The sequence below is a fragment of the Acinetobacter sp. AS167 genome (genome assembly GCF_037152175.1).
Taxonomy (GTDB): Bacteria; Pseudomonadota; Gammaproteobacteria; order Pseudomonadales; family Moraxellaceae; genus Acinetobacter.
The window spans coordinates 382,072-397,541 of the sequence record NZ_JBBCMP010000003.1 but is presented as its reverse complement, the minus strand read 5'-3'; the positions used below and the strand labels follow the sequence as shown (position 1 = coordinate 397,541).

The window sequence follows — 15,470 nt, the reverse complement described above, 5'->3', positions numbered from 1 at the left end:
TGCTCAAGGTCTTAAAATAGAAAAACGTATGACTACATCAGCCTTTAACTTCGAATTACTCATAGAAGCAGAACAACTTGTGCCATTTTTAGGGCATGACAAAATTCGTATTGTCGATCTAAGTCGTAGCTCTGTGTATGATCAATTACATATTCCACATGCATTGCATGTTAAACCGCAACTGCTGGTGCGACAGGAAGAACAAGCTTCAGGGTTATTGCCTGATGAGGATGGTTTAAAAGCGCTGATTGGCTATTTGAACATCTCTCCAGAACATCATGTCGTGGTCTATGATGATGAAGGTGGTGCTTGGGCTGGGCGTTTGATCTGGAATTTACATTGCCTTGGTTTTTATAATACCAGCTTACTCAATGGTGGAATTCATGCGTGGCTAGCAGCAGGCTATCCGACTTCGGCGGAAGCGGAAAGCTTTAGCAAAGTTGAAGCCTTGGTTACGGTCAATTTACAACATCTTGATCAGCACCGGATTGAATATGCTCAATTGTTGCAAAAGGTTGAGCAGCAAGCGATTCAAGTTTGGGATTGTCGAACTTCAGAAGAGTATACGGGACAGCGGTTGGCAGCGCGACGCGGCGGTCACATTCCAAATGCACAACATTTTGAATGGAGTACTGCAATTAATCGTCAAAATCATTTAAAATTGCATCCTCTTGAACGCACGCAACAACGTCTAGAACAATTAGGCTTTCAATTTGACCAGCCTGTGGTGGTGTACTGTCAGTCACATCATCGTTCTGGTTTGGCTTATATCTTGGGGCGGTTATTGAATTGGAATATTCAAGCCTATGATGGTGCGTGGAGCGAGTGGGGCAATCGCCTCGATAGTCCAATTATTACTGGAGAATCACCTGCGTGAGTCTTACATCAGCGTTAAAAAAACAAATTTTTATCCAAGCACAAAAAGTCATTCCACAACAACAACTCAGTCGAGTTGTTGGTAAAGTTGCAGCCAGTGAAAATCCAATTGTTAAAAATATAGCGATTCAAGCATTTAAAGCCCAGTATGGGATAGACCTTTCTATTGCTGAGCAAAGTGATGCTTTAAAATATAAATCATTCAATGAATTTTTTACCCGTGCTTTAAAAGATGGTGTGCGAGAGATAGATGCAGATCAGACCAGTATTGTCTCTCCAGCAGATGGTGCAATTTCTCAGTTGGGTAAAATTAAAGATGGTGATGTATTTCAGGCCAAAGGCCAAAGTTTTTCTGTAGACAAACTGATTGGCGACCCACAATTGGCTACACCATTTATCAATGGTGAATTTGCCACGGTTTATTTGTCACCACGTGATTATCACCGTGTTCATATGCCATTTGCAGGAACGTTGACAGAAACTTTGTATATCCCCGGTGAATTATTTTCTGTAAACCAAACTACAGCAGAGAATATTCCAGGTTTATTTGCGCGTAATGAGCGTATGGTATGTTTGTTTGATACCGAATTAGGACGTATGGCCGTTGTTCTAGTGGGGGCAATGATTGTTGCAGGAATTGAAACTGTGGCAACTGGTAAAGTAAAACCAACAGGGCGTTTAGAGTTAAACCAGCACGATTTGGCCTTAGAAAAGGGTGCTGAGCTTGGACGTTTTTATTTAGGTTCAACCGCAGTTGTATTGTTTGAACAGAATAAAATTACTTGGGATGAACAGTTTAAAGCTAATTCTATTGTAGTGATGGGTGAAGCTTTAGGGCATACCGTTTAATTTGCTTATTCTATCATGAGGTGTACTTTCTGTTGTAGAGAGTCACCGAGTCTAAAGCGTTATAGCATCTTAAATAAGTGCATGAATATAACGATATAATGAAGAATTTCTTAGAAAATTAATGTAAGAATTCCGGTATAAGTCGCAATTTAAAGAGCCCGTTATATAAATTGGTTTTATTTTTAGAATAAATCAAAGATGATAGGCATTGAAATAAGACAGCTTTAAAGCGTGTGCATCTGCTAATGCATTGTGTGGATTTTCAGAGGCAACATGGGTTTCGATTGGATCCTGCATCCATAACTGCATGGTGAGCGGAGGTGTTTGGATACATTTCCCAGCTGAAAGCATAAGACTACGGGTAAATAAGGCAAAGTCTTCAGGCCAATCTGCCACAATTTCAAGACTTGTATATCGAGATAAATGAATCTGTAAGCGACTTTGAAATTGCGCTAAGGGAATCGGTTTTCGATTTAAACGAGGCATGACATGGTCTTTAACCCAAGTAATTGGGTCTAAGCATTCTAAAACTTCATAAAAATGCTGATTATTCTCGTCAACCAATGCCAGTGAAATTAATTCACCGCCAAAGCCATTAAATTCACAATCTAAAAATAGTTTCATTAGAATTAATCAAAAAACAAATATTAACCTGCAAAATCAAGGCGCTCTTTGGGAAAAACCACTCTAAAAATAGACCCTTGATTTTCTTTAGAATCAATTTCTAAGTAAGCATTATGTTGCATTAAAACATGCTTCACAATAGCTAGCCCTAAACCTGTTCCACCCGTTTGACGGCTTCGTGCACTGTCTACGCGATAAAAGCGTTCAGTTAAACGTGGAATATGTTTTGGGTCAATCCCGATCCCGGTATCTTCAACGGTAAAATAACCATGTTCACTGTCATCATGCCAGCCGATTGTAACGGTGCCACCTTTTGGAGTGTATTTAATCGCATTGGTAATTAAATTACTAAACGCACTGGCAAGTTCTGCATCGGAACCAATCAGGTCACAATGGCTGTCGATATCTAAGTTTAAAGCATGTCCATAATCAACATTGTAGGCTTGTGCATCATCAAAAAGCTGATTCATCAAATTCGGCATATCGATGATTTGATTTTTTGCGACTTGTTTATTACCTTCCAAACGTGAAAGCAAGAGTAAGTCATTGACCAACGCATTCATACGACGTGTTTGCGATTGCATCTGTTCAAAGGCTCGTTTCCAGCGCGGATTTAAATCCTCTTGGTCGGTAAATGTTTCGATATAACCACTGAGTACAGTGAGTGGTGTACGCAGTTCATGTGAAATATTGTCGACAAAGTCTTTGCGCATCTGTTCTAGATTATGTACACGTGTCACATCGTAAGCGACGAGCAAACGGCTTTCACTGCCAAAACGTGTGAGTTTAATCTGTACATAATGCTCTTCATAAACAGAAGATTTTATTTTAATGCCATCTGGAGATTGGTCGATATTATTAAAATATTCAATAAAGCTCGGCTGGCGGATAATGGTCAAGATATTACGCCCACGATCTAGAGGTTGAATGCCCAACAGTCTTTCTGCCGCCGGATTCCACCATTCAATCTGATGTAATTCATCCGTTAAAACAACAGCTTCGGCCAAAGCAATCAGTGAAGATTGGGCACGGTCAATCAAGCCGACCATTTCAGCCTGAACCACACGTTCTTGGCGTTGTGCGCGATAAACATTAAACAATAGCGCTCCCCAAATACCCTCTAGATTGGGCGGAGAATCGTAAGGACGATTCGAAATCCATTCATTCACCAAGTATAAAGAGCGTAATTGAAATAGGAAAAAAACCGCAAAACCGATGGAAATAGTAATCCAAAAATACCCTATCCCTAAACCAATAAATCCACCAATGATGAGTAAAAAACCAAGCAGGCGTAAATCTTGTTTTGCAAATTCCCACAAGCTACTGTAACGAAATTTTTTATGTTCTCGCGCAAGATCTGGGACGGGGTAGGGTTCATACATAGAAAATTATTTACCTTGAGAATGCTTAACCTAAGGCAACATCTGCACGGGTAGAGAAACGATAACCCGTTCCACGTACAGTTTGTACGTAGCGATCGGCGCCATATGGTTCGAGCACTTTACGTAAGCGGCGGATGTGTACGTCAATCGTACGGTCTTCAATATACACGTTGCCACCCCAGACCTGATCGAGTAACTGGGCACGTGTATAAGCACGTTCAGGATGAGTCATAAAAAATGCCAATAATCGGTATTCTGTTGGACCCATTTCCAAAATATTATCACTAAAACTGACGCGTTGGCTCACTGGATCAAGAATTAATCCATTGGCATCAATGGTTTTTTCGCCACTCAGGGCATTGGCACGACGAAGTACTGCTTTGATACGAGAAACCAATTCACGAGTAGAGAATGGTTTGGTCATATAGTCATCTGCACCAGCATCAAGACCTTGAACTTTATGGTCTTCTTCACCGCGTGCTGTCAACATGATGACTGGAATTTCTGCCAAATTTTCATCACGTTTTAAGCGACGACATAAGTCTACACCGCTCACACCGCCAGGCATCATCCAATCGAGTAAAATCAAAGATGGTCGTTGGTCAACAATCATTTGATGGGCTTGTTTTGCATCTTCAGCTTGCAAGCATTGAAAGCCTGCCATATCCAATGAGGTATGAATCATTTCTCGAATCGGAAGTTCGTCATCGACGATTAATATATAGTCATCTTTCACAACGCAATATCCTATGTATGAACGGTGTACCGTCTTTTATTTATGACAGGCTTATTACAAAGATTAATTATGACAGTATCATTGCAAAAAGAAGATGTTGACGAATTTTTGCAAAAAAATGTGACAAATAATCGTCGATATGATGAATAATCCATGAAATTTTTAAATAAATCTTCCATTTTATGAAAAGAAATTTATTTAAATTGAAAATAAAAATGAGATATTTGACATTTTTGTGACGATTTGATGACAAAAATATTTAAGCTAACAATCTTATTGAGATGAAAATGAATCAATCAGCGATACAAATACAATTTCACATGCTGAGACAATTTCTTCAAGCGATTGTTTAAATCCACCCATGACCCAGCGAACCGCAATTTGAGTCACATAGCCATTTAAACCTGTGGCAACCAAGGAAATTTCTTGTTCACTGCGTTCAATATGCGGCATCATTAGGGTAACAAAGGAGTGAATTAATCGGTCAAAACGGCCCATCGTTTCATGGATTGTGGCATGATTATGCAGTTCTTGAACCAGCATGGCGTCAATATAAATAATACGCGCCACACGTGGATCATTTTTTAACATGGTAAAGATTGCAGTTAAGCCATCACGGATCATATTTTTAGGATCAGGTGCTGCTTGCATGACCCCTTGCATCACGGTTTGTTGTAATTGTTCAATCAGTTGTAGAAAGATGACTTGGAACAGTTCTTCACTTTTTTTGAAGGACTCATAAAAATAACGTTCAGTCAGTTTCGCTTCATTACAAATATCTTTAACGGTGACAGAAAAAAAACCATGCGTGCCGTAGGCTTCAATCCCTGCTTCGATCAACTTTTCTCGACGTGCAAGTTTTCGCTCAGATAAGGACATACCCTTAAATTGACGTTCTTTGACTGCTTTATTTATAGTTTTCTTTTCAGTTGAAAGTGGTTCATTCATTGTAAAAAATTACTCGTGTCATATTTGATTGTCACAAAGAAGCGCTTATTTTAGCAATAAAAGCTATTGAAACCTATTCTAGAATTTTTGTATAAAAAAACATCGGTTAAATCACAATATAATATTGACAATAATGATTGTCAAAATTATATTGAGCAAGTGAGCTGCACATCACTCTGAATGCTTTGTGCGGGTTTAAAAAAGGATAGACAATGAAAAATTTTAAAAACAAAGTCGCTGCAATTACTGGTGCTGGCTCTGGTATGGGACAACAACTTGCTATTTTATTGGCAAAAGCAGGTTGTCATTTATCCATTAGTGATGTGAATGAAAAAGGTTTATCTGAAACCGTTGAACTGGTCAAACCATATAATGTCCGTGTGACCTCAAAAAAAGTGAATGTTGCCAAAGTTGAAGAAATGCGAGCTTGGGCTGAGGATACTGTGCAAAATCATGGTTCTGTAAACATGATTTTTAACAATGCTGGTGTAGCTTTAGGATCTACCGTAGAAGGTGCATCTTATGACGAACTTGAATGGATTATGAATATCAATTTCTGGGGCGTTGTCTATGGAACAAAAGAATTTTTGCCTTATATCAAGAAAACAGGTGATGGACATATCATCAACATTTCGAGCTTATTTGGTTTAACGGCTCAGCCGACCCAGTCTGCATACAATGCATCTAAATTTGCGGTACGTGGTTTTACTGAATCATTACGTCAAGAATTAGACATTGAAAAGTGTGGCGTATCTGCTCTATGTGTTCATCCTGGCGGTATTCGTACCAATATTGCAAATGATGCGCGTATGAATGACAGCTTACGTTCTTTGGGGATGAACCCTGAGAAATCAGCAAAAGCATTTAATAAATTATTGCGTATGCCTCCAGAAGATGCTGCTCAACAAATGTTGGATGCTGTATTGAAAGACAAGCGCCGTTTACTTATTGGGAATGATGCAAAAACCTTAGATTTAATTCAGCGTATTTTACCGACTGGATATCAAAAAATTACAGGTTTTGCGACTAAGTTTAGTAAAAAGTTAGAACCAAAATAGTTGATTGATATTAAAAAACCGTCAAGCTGACGGTTTTTTTCATTTTAGACTTTGAGAAATAATGGGTTGAATAACAACTTAATATCCATTCGTTTAAATTAAGATCTCAATCGTTTTCTTTTTCCAGACAAATTGATAATAAAGACCTTGCATAAGACATAGACTGAAAAAGGTCAGGGCAAGCGCATACCAAATGCCTTGTAAACCAAACCATTGACTAAATAAGTAGGCACACGGAACTTCAATGAGCAGAATGGATAAAATATTAAAAATCATAGGCACAGTCACAGTTCCGCTGGCCCGCATGATCGAAGCAAAAATTGCACTTGCTCCAAAAAATATAATTGACCACAACACGATAAATAGTAATTGCTGACCCAACTCAATTACAGACGGATCTGTAATAAACAACGCCATCAAATATTTTGAACAAATATAGGCCAAGAGTACCAATGAACCTGTAATCACGATATTACTCAACAGCGCTGTTCGCGTCACTTTTGCCAGTAGTTCAGATTTCCCCGCACCAATAGCTTGAGCTGCGAAGATAGAACCAGCAATGGCAATCGACAAAGCAGGGAATTGGATATAGTTCAGGACTTGGTTGACTGCACCATATGCTGCTGTTGCGTGAGCGCCATGTTGATTGACCAGTCCAATCACCACCAGTCCTGCGACCGAGTTGGTCACCATTTGAATACCTGTCGGCACACCCAAGCGCAAGATACTGCGACTAAATTGAGGGTGATAGCGGATATGTTGGATTAACGCTGCATCAGGTCTTAAAGCATGATCTTTTTTATTCAAATAGACATAAAGGAAAACTAAAGTTGAAATAAAGCCTAGGCCACTGGCAATTGCTGGAGCAATAATGCCGAGCTTAGGTAGCCCAAAATAACCGCCAATCAACGCTGGAGTTACAATGACGCCAACAATGATCGTTAGACTTGAAGCCATCAATGGTGTGGTACTGTCACCCACACCACGTAAAATAGACGTATAGGTGATGTAGATGAATAGAAAAGGACTACTCATTAACATCCATTGAACATAGGGCAGGGCAAGATGCATGATTTTGGGATCTATCCCCAAAAGCAATAGAATCTGTTTGGCAAAAAACACCCCTAAAAAGGCAATGATTGATCCACCAATGAGGGTCATAAATAACAATGCGCCAACAATGGTACGCACTTTTTCGATATCTTTAGCACCCCAAGCTTGTCCAACTAGAACAGTCGCACCTGTAGATAGACCAATCACAAAAGCCAGCAATAAAAATAGGATCGGAAAAAATACTGAAATTGCGGCAATCGCTTCTACTCCCAGCATTTGCCCAACAAAAATGGTATTAATTGTTCCAGACAGGTTTTGCAGAATATTGGTTAGAATCAATGGACCAAGGAAGATTAAAAAAACCTTCCAGAATTTGGGTTGGTGAAGCATATCGGGACGAGCTGGCATCTTTTATTCTACTGTCTATTTCGAGTATCTTTATCTTATTGATAATATAACAAACGCTGAGGAAAAAGCCTGAGTATTTGAGTAACTCAGGCTTTAATTTTACAGAGATGATTTGTATGGGTTGGGATTAAATTTGGGTTAAAATTTCACAGGCCTGAATCAAAGTTTGCTCCTTTTTGGCAAAACAAAAACGCACTAAACGTAAATTTTCAGGGGCTTGCTTATAAAAAACAGAAACTGGAATCGCCACAATTTTATGTTCTTCCGCTAAGAATTTACACATATCGATATCATTTAAATCTGGGCGAATTTGGCTGTAATCAACATTTTGAAAGAATGTGCCTTGAGAGGGAATTAAACTGAATTTTGAATTCGCAATACCTGAAATAAACAGGTCACGTTTTTGCTGATAGAAGCTTGATAGATCGTCAATATGTTCAGGATGCTGTTGCATAAAATTGGCAAGCGCCATTTGTACGGGTGTTACCCCACAGAAGTTGGCAAATTGATAAATTTGACGGAATACTTTCATGAGCTCGGGTGTCGCAATGCAATAACCTGTTTTCCAACCTGTTACATGGAAAGTTTTACCAAAAGAACCGACCACAAAACTACGTTCTCTGAGTTCAGGAAATGACAATGCTGAATAATGTTTTTCGCCGTCATAAATCAAATGCTCATAGACTTCGTCTGAAAGCACAATAATATTTTTATCTTGGATTAATTCAATTAAATTTAGCCAGTCTTGTTTAGACCAAATCGCGCCAGTTGGATTGTGTGGGGTATTTACAATGACCATACGGGTTTTATCTGTAATTGCAGATTTGACTTGATTCCAATCCACAGAAAACTCAGGCGCATTGAGTGGAATATGAATGGCTTTACCACCGACCAATTGCACGCTCGGAGCATAGCTGTCATAGCTTGGATCAAAAATAATCACTTCATCACCACGATGAATTATGGCTTGTATTGCGCTAAAAATCCCGATCGTTGCCCCAGGAGTGATGGTGATTTCGGTGACTGGATCAAGTTGTAATTGATCACGTTTTAAAAACAGTTGAGCCAGTTGTTCTCTTAGGGCTAATAAACCATCACCTGCTGCGTATTGGTTAAAACCATCTAATGTAGCTTGGCTGAGTGCTTGTAGCAACGCTGGTGGTGCATCAAAGTCTGGAAAACCTTGTGACAGGTTAAGGGCGTTAAGACGATGTGCCATAGCGGTCATGATGCTAAAAATGGTGACACCTTGAGCAGGGAGTTTGGAGTGGATTTCGATCATGACCAGACTGATTTTATAAATGTATTAGTGGCAGTTTAGCAGGTCGTTTTAAGGAGCTGAATAGGATTAAGTAATCTATTGGTTAGGGGGAGAGGTGCTGTAGGAATTTAAGATAGAGAAATTAGATTTGAGAGGGGTAATATGTTGTTACAGAGTATGTTGGGTGAAGTTCATTAAAGCGATGTTGTTCTAGAGTCAAAGTAAGTTGACTTGCGGTAGGATCCTGACTATAACTTATTTATAATAATTTTAGCGATACTACAATAATGGAAAATAAATCAATCACATATAAAACTTTATGGGTCTTTGCACTCATTCTAAGTTTAGGATTCATTATCTCGGCAAGTGTCTTGGGCTATGCACTTAAGCAGTTTAATGGAGAAAAAAATTCAATAGTCGTCAAAGGGTTGGCTGAAAAACCCATACAAGCGGATTTAGCACGCTGGGAAATTCATCTGCAAACCAGTCATGCTTCAGACAGTGTTTCAGCCGCCTATCAATTGTTGGATCAAGAAATAAAAGCGTTACAAGATTTCTTTGTTGAGCGTGGATTTAAGGCAACAGAAATGAAATTGGGTAATAAAAGCTCTCAACCCTATTATGAGGAAGTTAATCAGGGAGATGGGAAAGTTACCCGTGAGTTTAGAGGTTATACTGCAATGCAGTCGTTGGTGATTGATAGTCGTGATATTCAAAAGATTGAAAAAGCAGCAAAAGATGCTTATTTATTAGATGAAAAAGGCATATCCATCGAGCAGAAACCGCAGTATTTAGTGTCAAATCTAGAAGAAATAAAAATGTCATTGATCGCCAATGCAACTAAAAATGCGCATAGTCGCGCCAATGAGTTTGCAAAGGTCGGAGGGGTAAAAGTCGGTGCGATGCGTTCTGCAAGTCAGGGAGCGTTTTATATTTTACCTGAAAGTGGTTCTGATGATGATAGCGATTATGGCGGTGCTTATGACAAAGCCACCATTAATAAAATTGCGCGTGTTGTCGTGACCATCAATTATGCGATTGATTGATACAGTTGATAAAAAGTCCAGTGCTAAAAAATGGGAGCTAGACTCCCATTTTTTTATGATTTAAATATGATTCATCACGATTAGCCAAATACCTAAGATAGAATCCATTTTATTGTATTCTTAAATCGCAAAATCAATCACAGCACGAATCACACCTAAACTTAGACCAATAAATGCGCCTACTACAACACCATTGACACGGATCATATGTAAATCACCACCTACCTCATTTTCAATCTTGGCGATCATTTCGGTAGAGTCCCATTCATGGATACGTTGACTAATAAATTTAATCACTTTCTCACTATATTGGTCACTTAAATTGATGGCAATTCCGCTGATTCGATCATTCAATAATTCTCGTACAGACTGATTTTGCATCAAGTTTTCACCAAGCTGTTGAATGGCGATACGTAAATTCATGGCAATACCCGAGTCTGCTTTAAGCAAGTCAGATTTAACCGCATCACATAAAATCACCACGGCACCAGTAATAAAGTTGAGTACTGGTTCGCTGTCTAAAAGAGCATTCTTGGTTTCATTTAAACTTATGCTGGCATGACTATTGTTATCCGCCAATTGCAACATAAGCTCATGTGCAGCTTCTTCAATTTTTTGACGAATAGGATGCTCGTGATCAGCAAGCATGGATTCCACTTTTTCAATCACTGAATCAATGGTCCGTTGCTCAACATCAATCCCAATCCAGCTGGCACCTTTAGCAAGACGGGAAACACCAAGCTCTTTAAACATAGTTTGAGTGATTTCACGGGTTTTTTCAGGATGGGTCATCATCCATTCATGGGCAATATCCAGTCCACGTTGTAATACATCTTGATGAAAATCATTTTCTAAAACTGCGCGCAACATTTCACTTGCCAATTGGTTCATTCGAGTATTTCGAACCCATTGAACACTGTTGTTTTGAATAAAGCGTCCAATTTGGTCTTGCCCCACAAATTCAAAAATTTTCGGAACCGTTTGCTGAATTACGTCCACCACTTGACCGTTATTTTTAGGATTGGCCAGCCATTGACCGACAGCAAAACTAAGATCAATACTTTTTAAACTACGTTCAACAATTTGTGGAGATAGAAAATTCTCTTGGACAAATTTACCCATCGATTCCGCAATACGTGCTTTATTACGTGGAATGATTTCGGTGTGATCTTTTAGAAATTTAGGAATGGGAATTTTCCCAAAGGGATTACGGAACAATACGGTAATCGCATACCAATCGGCTAAGCCACCGACCACGCCAGCTTCAGCGCCCAGCATGAGAATATGAATAAACCAAGCGTACTCAGGCATCAGTTTGGCGGAAATGATCAAAGCAAACCATGCGACAACAGCCACCACCAAGGCGATGGTCGCAAAGCGTTTGCTTCGATCTAAGTTTGGAATTTCATTAAGAACTTCACTTTGTTCAATTCCGCTCATTCATTTTCCTAAATAGATTTCTGCATTTTTATTTCGTTGATGTTACCGCATCAGGCTGTGGTTGCAGTACTTGTCCTGTCGGACTAACACCATATTTTTGTCCTAAAGATTGCAAAATCAGACGAGCGTCAAATGCATCATTCGGCGATGATTTTTTATCTTTATAACATTCTATCGTATAGGAAATTTGAACAGGGTCAATGGTCACGACTTGTGGCATATCATAAAATGGGTCATTCCAGAACACAGGATGACGACGATAGCCCCAGCCATATGGATAGTAGTTTGATGACGGATAAACTACTGCTTTACGAGGCGGTTGCTGAGTTCGATTGCTTGGGTCATCTAAAACCTTGAAGTAAGTAAATCCATTTAAAAGCGTTGTTTGTGCAGCTTTGACAAGATTAATTTCTTCAGCTGTTCCAAAACTCATATTGCTATTACCTTGGAAACTGATGCGATAGCTATGATCATTGAGAGGTACCGTGGTGTATTGTCCAAGCTGGTCAAAGGTACGCGGTTTGCTAGGGGTCGTTGCACAACCTGTGAAGGTGAGTGCCACCGCAATAACCAGACCAATGAGTACTTTGTTCATGTGTCTCTCCTTTCCATTCTTCTGGATGGAATTTAATGAATTTTTAATCCTCTGTATATTGTTCTAAATTGATGGACTGACAATGAATTTCAAGAAGAATTTTGTTAATTCAAGATGATATCGATCAGGGAAAATGGTGGTTCACATAAAGTTTAAACAGTAAGCCCAGTATTATGCGTATTTGATCCATAATAAAAATGGACCTTGTTTATAGAGAAATTAATGAGTATTCAAATCAAAGGCTATATTGCAACAAGCGCAGATGGCTATATTGCAACACTAGATGGTTCTGTAGATTTTTTAGCGCCATTTCAAAGTATTGATTGTGGATATGATGATTTTATCCAAGATATCGATATTGTGATTATGGGGCGTAAAACCTATGAAGTGATTTGTTCTTTTGGTGAGGCGTGGCCTTATCCAGACCAGAAAGGATTTATCGTCACTTCTAATCCTGATTTAGCTTTAACTCATGCCTCGCTTTCGCGGTGGAACTTAGGTGTGGATGAACTTGTTGAGCACCTTAAACAGAATTATAACGGTAATGTCTGGATTGTCGGTGGAACACAATTGCAGAATACCTTTATTGAACAGAAGCTACTCAATACCTTAGAAGTTTTTATCATGCCTGTTCTTCTTGGAAAGGGCATACCGCTCTTTCCAAGTTTTGACTCGCGTGAACAGCAGTTAAAGTCCATACATGCTGAAATGATTGAAAATACCATTATTAAACACAGCTATGTTTTCTAAAAGTTGATGATTGTTGTGGGTCATTATGATTTAGATAAGGTACTAAAACAGATTATGCAAAATATTTCTGCATAAGCTGTTTAGATGAAAATGAATAGGATTAAAAATGACTATTTGGCTGTTTTAAAAATTCAATTTCTTCTACCGTTGAGCTTCGCCCTAAAATTTGATTACGGTGAGGATAACGCCCAAAACGATCAATAATCACTTTATGCTTTTTCTCAAAATCTAGATTGAGTGGATTGCCCAACTCTTCAAAAAGTTGTAAAGCTTGGATATGGATAATTTTTGATTCACTGTGCATAAATGGCATATACAGGAATGAACGCTGTTCAGGGCTTAATTGCTGATCTAAATTTAGCTGAATGGCTTCTTGTGATAACGCAAGTGCCAAGGCATCTTGTGCAAAAGATTCAGCATGATCTCTATACAAATTACGCGAGAATTGATCCAAAACAATAATTTCAGCCAAGCGACCTTCTGCTGTGGCGCGCCAAGTCCATAGTTCACAATGTTTGGCTTGATCCAAGGTATGTGCAAATCGCTGGTGCAAAGTTTGATCGAATGCGTCACTTTTAGCGAACCAAAATGGCTGAGTTTCTTCACTAAACCAAAAATCGATAATTTCTTGATAATTCATAGTAGTTACAATTCTTTAGTGATGATTTTTCTATAAAATCACAAATTTTAAATGTCTTGTAGAGGTAGTTTGTGTTAAAAACTTTTCCGAAATAAAATGAATAATTGATTTAAAACAACGATGCTTATACGTGTATATCGATAAATAACGTTATACTGCGGGCATCAAAACATTTTATTTTAAAAAATTCTTTAAGATAAGCGAGTAAGTATGAGTCAACCCGAAACGATTTCCCAATCATTAGTACCAAATTGGGTGGATTCTACCTTATTCAGAGGCATGTTACGTGGCATCGAACGTGAAAGCCTGCGTATGCAAAGTAATGGCTTTTTATCACAGGCTGATCATCCTCAGTCTTTAGGCTCAGCCCTAACACATCCGCATATCACCACAGATTATTCAGAAGCTTTGATGGAGTTTATTACACCTCCCAAAGAAAGCATTCCTGAAGCCTTAAACTTTTTAACAGATGTACATGCTGTTGTGCATCGTCATTTAGAAAATGGTGAAAAGTTGTGGACTTTGTCCATGCCATGTATGTTGGATGACAAAGAAGAAAATATTCGTTTGGCGCAATATGGCACATCTAATATTGGTCAATTTAAAACCTTATATCGTCATGGCCTAGGCATTCGTTATGGTCGCCGTATGCAGACAATCTCGGGTGTGCACTATAATGTATCTTTTCCAGATGCGTTATTTGAACAATTACAACAACACGAAAGCAATGAAGCACTTAAAGCATTAAGCCTGCAAGATTATCGCAGTCATCGTTATCTTGGGTTAATCCGTAACTTTATTCGTTTAACTCCTCTAGTGATGTATTTAGTAGGTGCAAGCCCTTCAGTCTGTAAATGCTTTATGACAGGGCGTGAACATCAATTGTTGCCTTTAATTAAAGGCACATTATTTCTACCTTATGCAACAGCATTGCGCATGGGGCGTTTTGGTTATCAAAATTCCGCACAAAAACAATTGGGTATTCATTACAACAATTTAGAAAGTTATGTGGCTGAATTACAAAAAGCGGTTAATTCCCCTTATGCACAGTTTAGTCATTTAGGTTTAAACGATGCCAATGGTAAGCCGATTCAAATTAATGATCACGTCTTACAAATTGAAAATGAATACTATAGCTTAGTACGTCCAAAACAAGTGCCACAAGAAGGGGAAACTCCTTCTCAGGCCTTGTCAAATCGTGGTATCGGCTATGTCGAATTACGCGCGGTAGATGTAAATCCATACAGTGCAATAGGTATTGATGAAGATACAGCAGGCTTCTTGGAAGTGGTTGCGTTGTATTGTTTACTGAAAGAAAGCCCTGATCTATGGGATGAAGAACAAGATATTATTGAGCAAAACCAAGCTGAAGTGGTCAATCGTGGTCGTGCACCAAATGCGAAAATCATTGATGCCGGTGTTGAATATCCATTACTTGAGTGGATTCAACAGCATGTCACCGCCATGCAACCCCTTGCAGATTTATTAAATCAATCCTATTCAACGGATTTATATCGCCAAGCGATGATAGTGATGCAAACACGTATTGATGATGTGGATGAAACACTATCTGCGCATGTGATTGCCGATACTGTAGAGCAAGGTGGCACATGGAATTTTGGTGGCTATATGGCCAATCAGCATATCCAAAGTTACGAACAACATGTATTAAGTCCAGAAACTTTAGCGTATTTTGAGGGGCTTACTCGAACATCTCTCGCAGAACAACAGCAACTTGAACAAAATACAAGTATAAGTTTCGAGGATTATCTGAGTAAATTTAGATAAAGCATTGATTAGATAA

Annotated in this window: 15 protein-coding genes; 6 read left to right on the top strand and 9 right to left on the bottom strand. The window is 38.8% G+C overall.

The features are described 5' to 3' along the window. Positions 1-28: 28 nt before the first annotated feature. Positions 29-877, top strand: coding sequence for a sulfurtransferase (locus WFN33_RS08320; protein WP_336952516.1), 849 nt, complete (start codon positions 29-31; stop codon positions 875-877). After that, positions 874-1,725: an archaetidylserine decarboxylase gene (gene asd, locus WFN33_RS08315; protein ID WP_336952514.1), complete on the top strand. Its 852-nt coding sequence runs from the start codon at positions 874-876 to the stop codon at positions 1,723-1,725. The genes WFN33_RS08320 and asd overlap by 4 nt, the downstream gene beginning before the upstream one ends. Before the next feature lie 192 nt (positions 1,726-1,917). Here the strand turns inward: asd and WFN33_RS08310 are convergent, their stop codons facing one another. The 4 genes from WFN33_RS08310 to WFN33_RS08295 form a co-directional block, all read right to left on the bottom strand. Further along, positions 1,918-2,349, bottom strand: coding sequence for a hypothetical protein (locus WFN33_RS08310; protein WP_336952513.1), 432 nt, complete (start codon positions 2,347-2,349; stop codon positions 1,918-1,920). A 23-nt stretch (positions 2,350-2,372) separates the two neighbouring features. Then, a complete protein-coding gene (phoR, locus tag WFN33_RS08305) occupies positions 2,373-3,731 on the bottom strand; it encodes a phosphate regulon sensor histidine kinase PhoR (RefSeq protein WP_336952512.1) in 1,359 nt (452 codons plus the stop codon). Between the two features lie 25 nt (positions 3,732-3,756). Next, a complete protein-coding gene (phoB, locus tag WFN33_RS08300) occupies positions 3,757-4,467 on the bottom strand; it encodes a phosphate regulon transcriptional regulator PhoB (RefSeq protein ID WP_004718724.1) in 711 nt (236 codons plus the stop codon). Between the two features lie 273 nt (positions 4,468-4,740). Next, positions 4,741-5,415, bottom strand: coding sequence for a TetR/AcrR family transcriptional regulator (locus WFN33_RS08295; protein ID WP_336952511.1), 675 nt, complete (start codon positions 5,413-5,415; stop codon positions 4,741-4,743). Positions 5,416-5,627: 212 nt separating this feature from the next. Between WFN33_RS08295 and WFN33_RS08290 the strand changes: the two genes are divergently transcribed. Next, positions 5,628-6,473, top strand: a complete 846-nt coding sequence (locus tag WFN33_RS08290) for an SDR family NAD(P)-dependent oxidoreductase (RefSeq protein ID WP_336952510.1) — start codon at positions 5,628-5,630, stop codon at positions 6,471-6,473. 93 nt (positions 6,474-6,566) lie between these two features. On the opposite strand, the gene WFN33_RS08285 is transcribed toward WFN33_RS08290, so the two are convergent. Both WFN33_RS08285 and WFN33_RS08280 read right to left on the bottom strand, forming a co-directional pair. Continuing rightward, positions 6,567-7,934, bottom strand: coding sequence for an MATE family efflux transporter (locus tag WFN33_RS08285; RefSeq protein ID WP_336952509.1), 1,368 nt, complete (start codon positions 7,932-7,934; stop codon positions 6,567-6,569). A gap of 127 nt (positions 7,935-8,061) precedes the next feature. Continuing rightward, a complete protein-coding gene (locus WFN33_RS08280) occupies positions 8,062-9,216 on the bottom strand; it encodes a methionine aminotransferase (RefSeq protein ID WP_336952508.1) in 1,155 nt (384 codons plus the stop codon). A gap of 266 nt (positions 9,217-9,482) precedes the next feature. On the opposite strand from WFN33_RS08280, the gene WFN33_RS08275 reads away from it, so the two are divergent. Further along, positions 9,483-10,241, top strand: a complete 759-nt coding sequence (locus WFN33_RS08275) for an SIMPL domain-containing protein (protein ID WP_336952507.1) — start codon at positions 9,483-9,485, stop codon at positions 10,239-10,241. A gap of 120 nt (positions 10,242-10,361) precedes the next feature. Here WFN33_RS08275 and WFN33_RS08270 read toward each other — a convergent pair whose 3' ends face one another. Together WFN33_RS08270 and WFN33_RS08265 are read right to left on the bottom strand one after the other, a co-directional pair. Next, positions 10,362-11,681, bottom strand: coding sequence for a DUF445 domain-containing protein (locus tag WFN33_RS08270; RefSeq protein WP_336952506.1), 1,320 nt, complete (start codon positions 11,679-11,681; stop codon positions 10,362-10,364). Positions 11,682-11,709: 28 nt separating this feature from the next. Beyond that, on the bottom strand, positions 11,710-12,276 hold the full coding sequence (locus WFN33_RS08265) for a CC0125/CC1285 family lipoprotein (RefSeq protein WP_336952505.1): 567 nt from the start codon (positions 12,274-12,276) through the stop codon (positions 11,710-11,712). A gap of 222 nt (positions 12,277-12,498) precedes the next feature. Here WFN33_RS08265 and WFN33_RS08260 point away from each other — a divergent pair, with 222 nt between their 5' ends. Continuing rightward, on the top strand, positions 12,499-13,026 hold the full coding sequence (locus tag WFN33_RS08260; protein ID WP_336952504.1) for a dihydrofolate reductase family protein: 528 nt from the start codon (positions 12,499-12,501) through the stop codon (positions 13,024-13,026). A gap of 100 nt (positions 13,027-13,126) precedes the next feature. Here WFN33_RS08260 and WFN33_RS08255 read toward each other — a convergent pair whose 3' ends face one another. After that, the gene (locus WFN33_RS08255) at positions 13,127-13,666 is read right to left on the bottom strand and encodes a DUF924 family protein (RefSeq protein ID WP_336952503.1); all 540 of its coding nucleotides are present in this window, start codon (positions 13,664-13,666) and stop codon (positions 13,127-13,129) included. Positions 13,667-13,876: 210 nt separating this feature from the next. Here WFN33_RS08255 and gshA point away from each other — a divergent pair, with 210 nt between their 5' ends. Then, positions 13,877-15,454, top strand: a complete 1,578-nt coding sequence (gshA, locus tag WFN33_RS08250) for a glutamate--cysteine ligase (RefSeq protein ID WP_336952502.1) — start codon at positions 13,877-13,879, stop codon at positions 15,452-15,454. The last annotated feature ends 16 nt before the right edge of the window (positions 15,455-15,470 follow it).

Bases quoted from the DNA above. Each gene is read 5' to 3' on its own strand.
- WFN33_RS08320 (WP_336952516.1), top strand. From the start codon at position 29: ATGACTACATCAGCCTTTAACTTCGAATTACTCATAGAAGCAGAACAA.
- WFN33_RS08310 (WP_336952513.1), bottom strand. From the start codon at position 2,349: ATGAAACTATTTTTAGATTGTGAATTTAATGGCTTTGGCGGTGAATTA.
- phoR (WP_336952512.1), bottom strand. From the start codon at position 3,731: ATGTATGAACCCTACCCCGTCCCAGATCTTGCGCGAGAACATAAAAAA.
- WFN33_RS08295 (WP_336952511.1), bottom strand. From the start codon at position 5,415: ATGAATGAACCACTTTCAACTGAAAAGAAAACTATAAATAAAGCAGTC.
- WFN33_RS08290 (WP_336952510.1), top strand. From the start codon at position 5,628: ATGAAAAATTTTAAAAACAAAGTCGCTGCAATTACTGGTGCTGGCTCT.
- WFN33_RS08285 (WP_336952509.1), bottom strand. From the start codon at position 7,934: ATGCCAGCTCGTCCCGATATGCTTCACCAACCCAAATTCTGGAAGGTT.
- WFN33_RS08280 (WP_336952508.1), bottom strand. From the start codon at position 9,216: ATGATCGAAATCCACTCCAAACTCCCTGCTCAAGGTGTCACCATTTTT.
- WFN33_RS08275 (WP_336952507.1), top strand. From the start codon at position 9,483: ATGGAAAATAAATCAATCACATATAAAACTTTATGGGTCTTTGCACTC.
- WFN33_RS08270 (WP_336952506.1), bottom strand. From the start codon at position 11,681: ATGAGCGGAATTGAACAAAGTGAAGTTCTTAATGAAATTCCAAACTTA.
- WFN33_RS08265 (WP_336952505.1), bottom strand. From the start codon at position 12,276: ATGAACAAAGTACTCATTGGTCTGGTTATTGCGGTGGCACTCACCTTC.
- WFN33_RS08260 (WP_336952504.1), top strand. From the start codon at position 12,499: ATGAGTATTCAAATCAAAGGCTATATTGCAACAAGCGCAGATGGCTAT.
- WFN33_RS08255 (WP_336952503.1), bottom strand. From the start codon at position 13,666: ATGAATTATCAAGAAATTATCGATTTTTGGTTTAGTGAAGAAACTCAG.
- gshA (WP_336952502.1), top strand. From the start codon at position 13,877: ATGAGTCAACCCGAAACGATTTCCCAATCATTAGTACCAAATTGGGTG.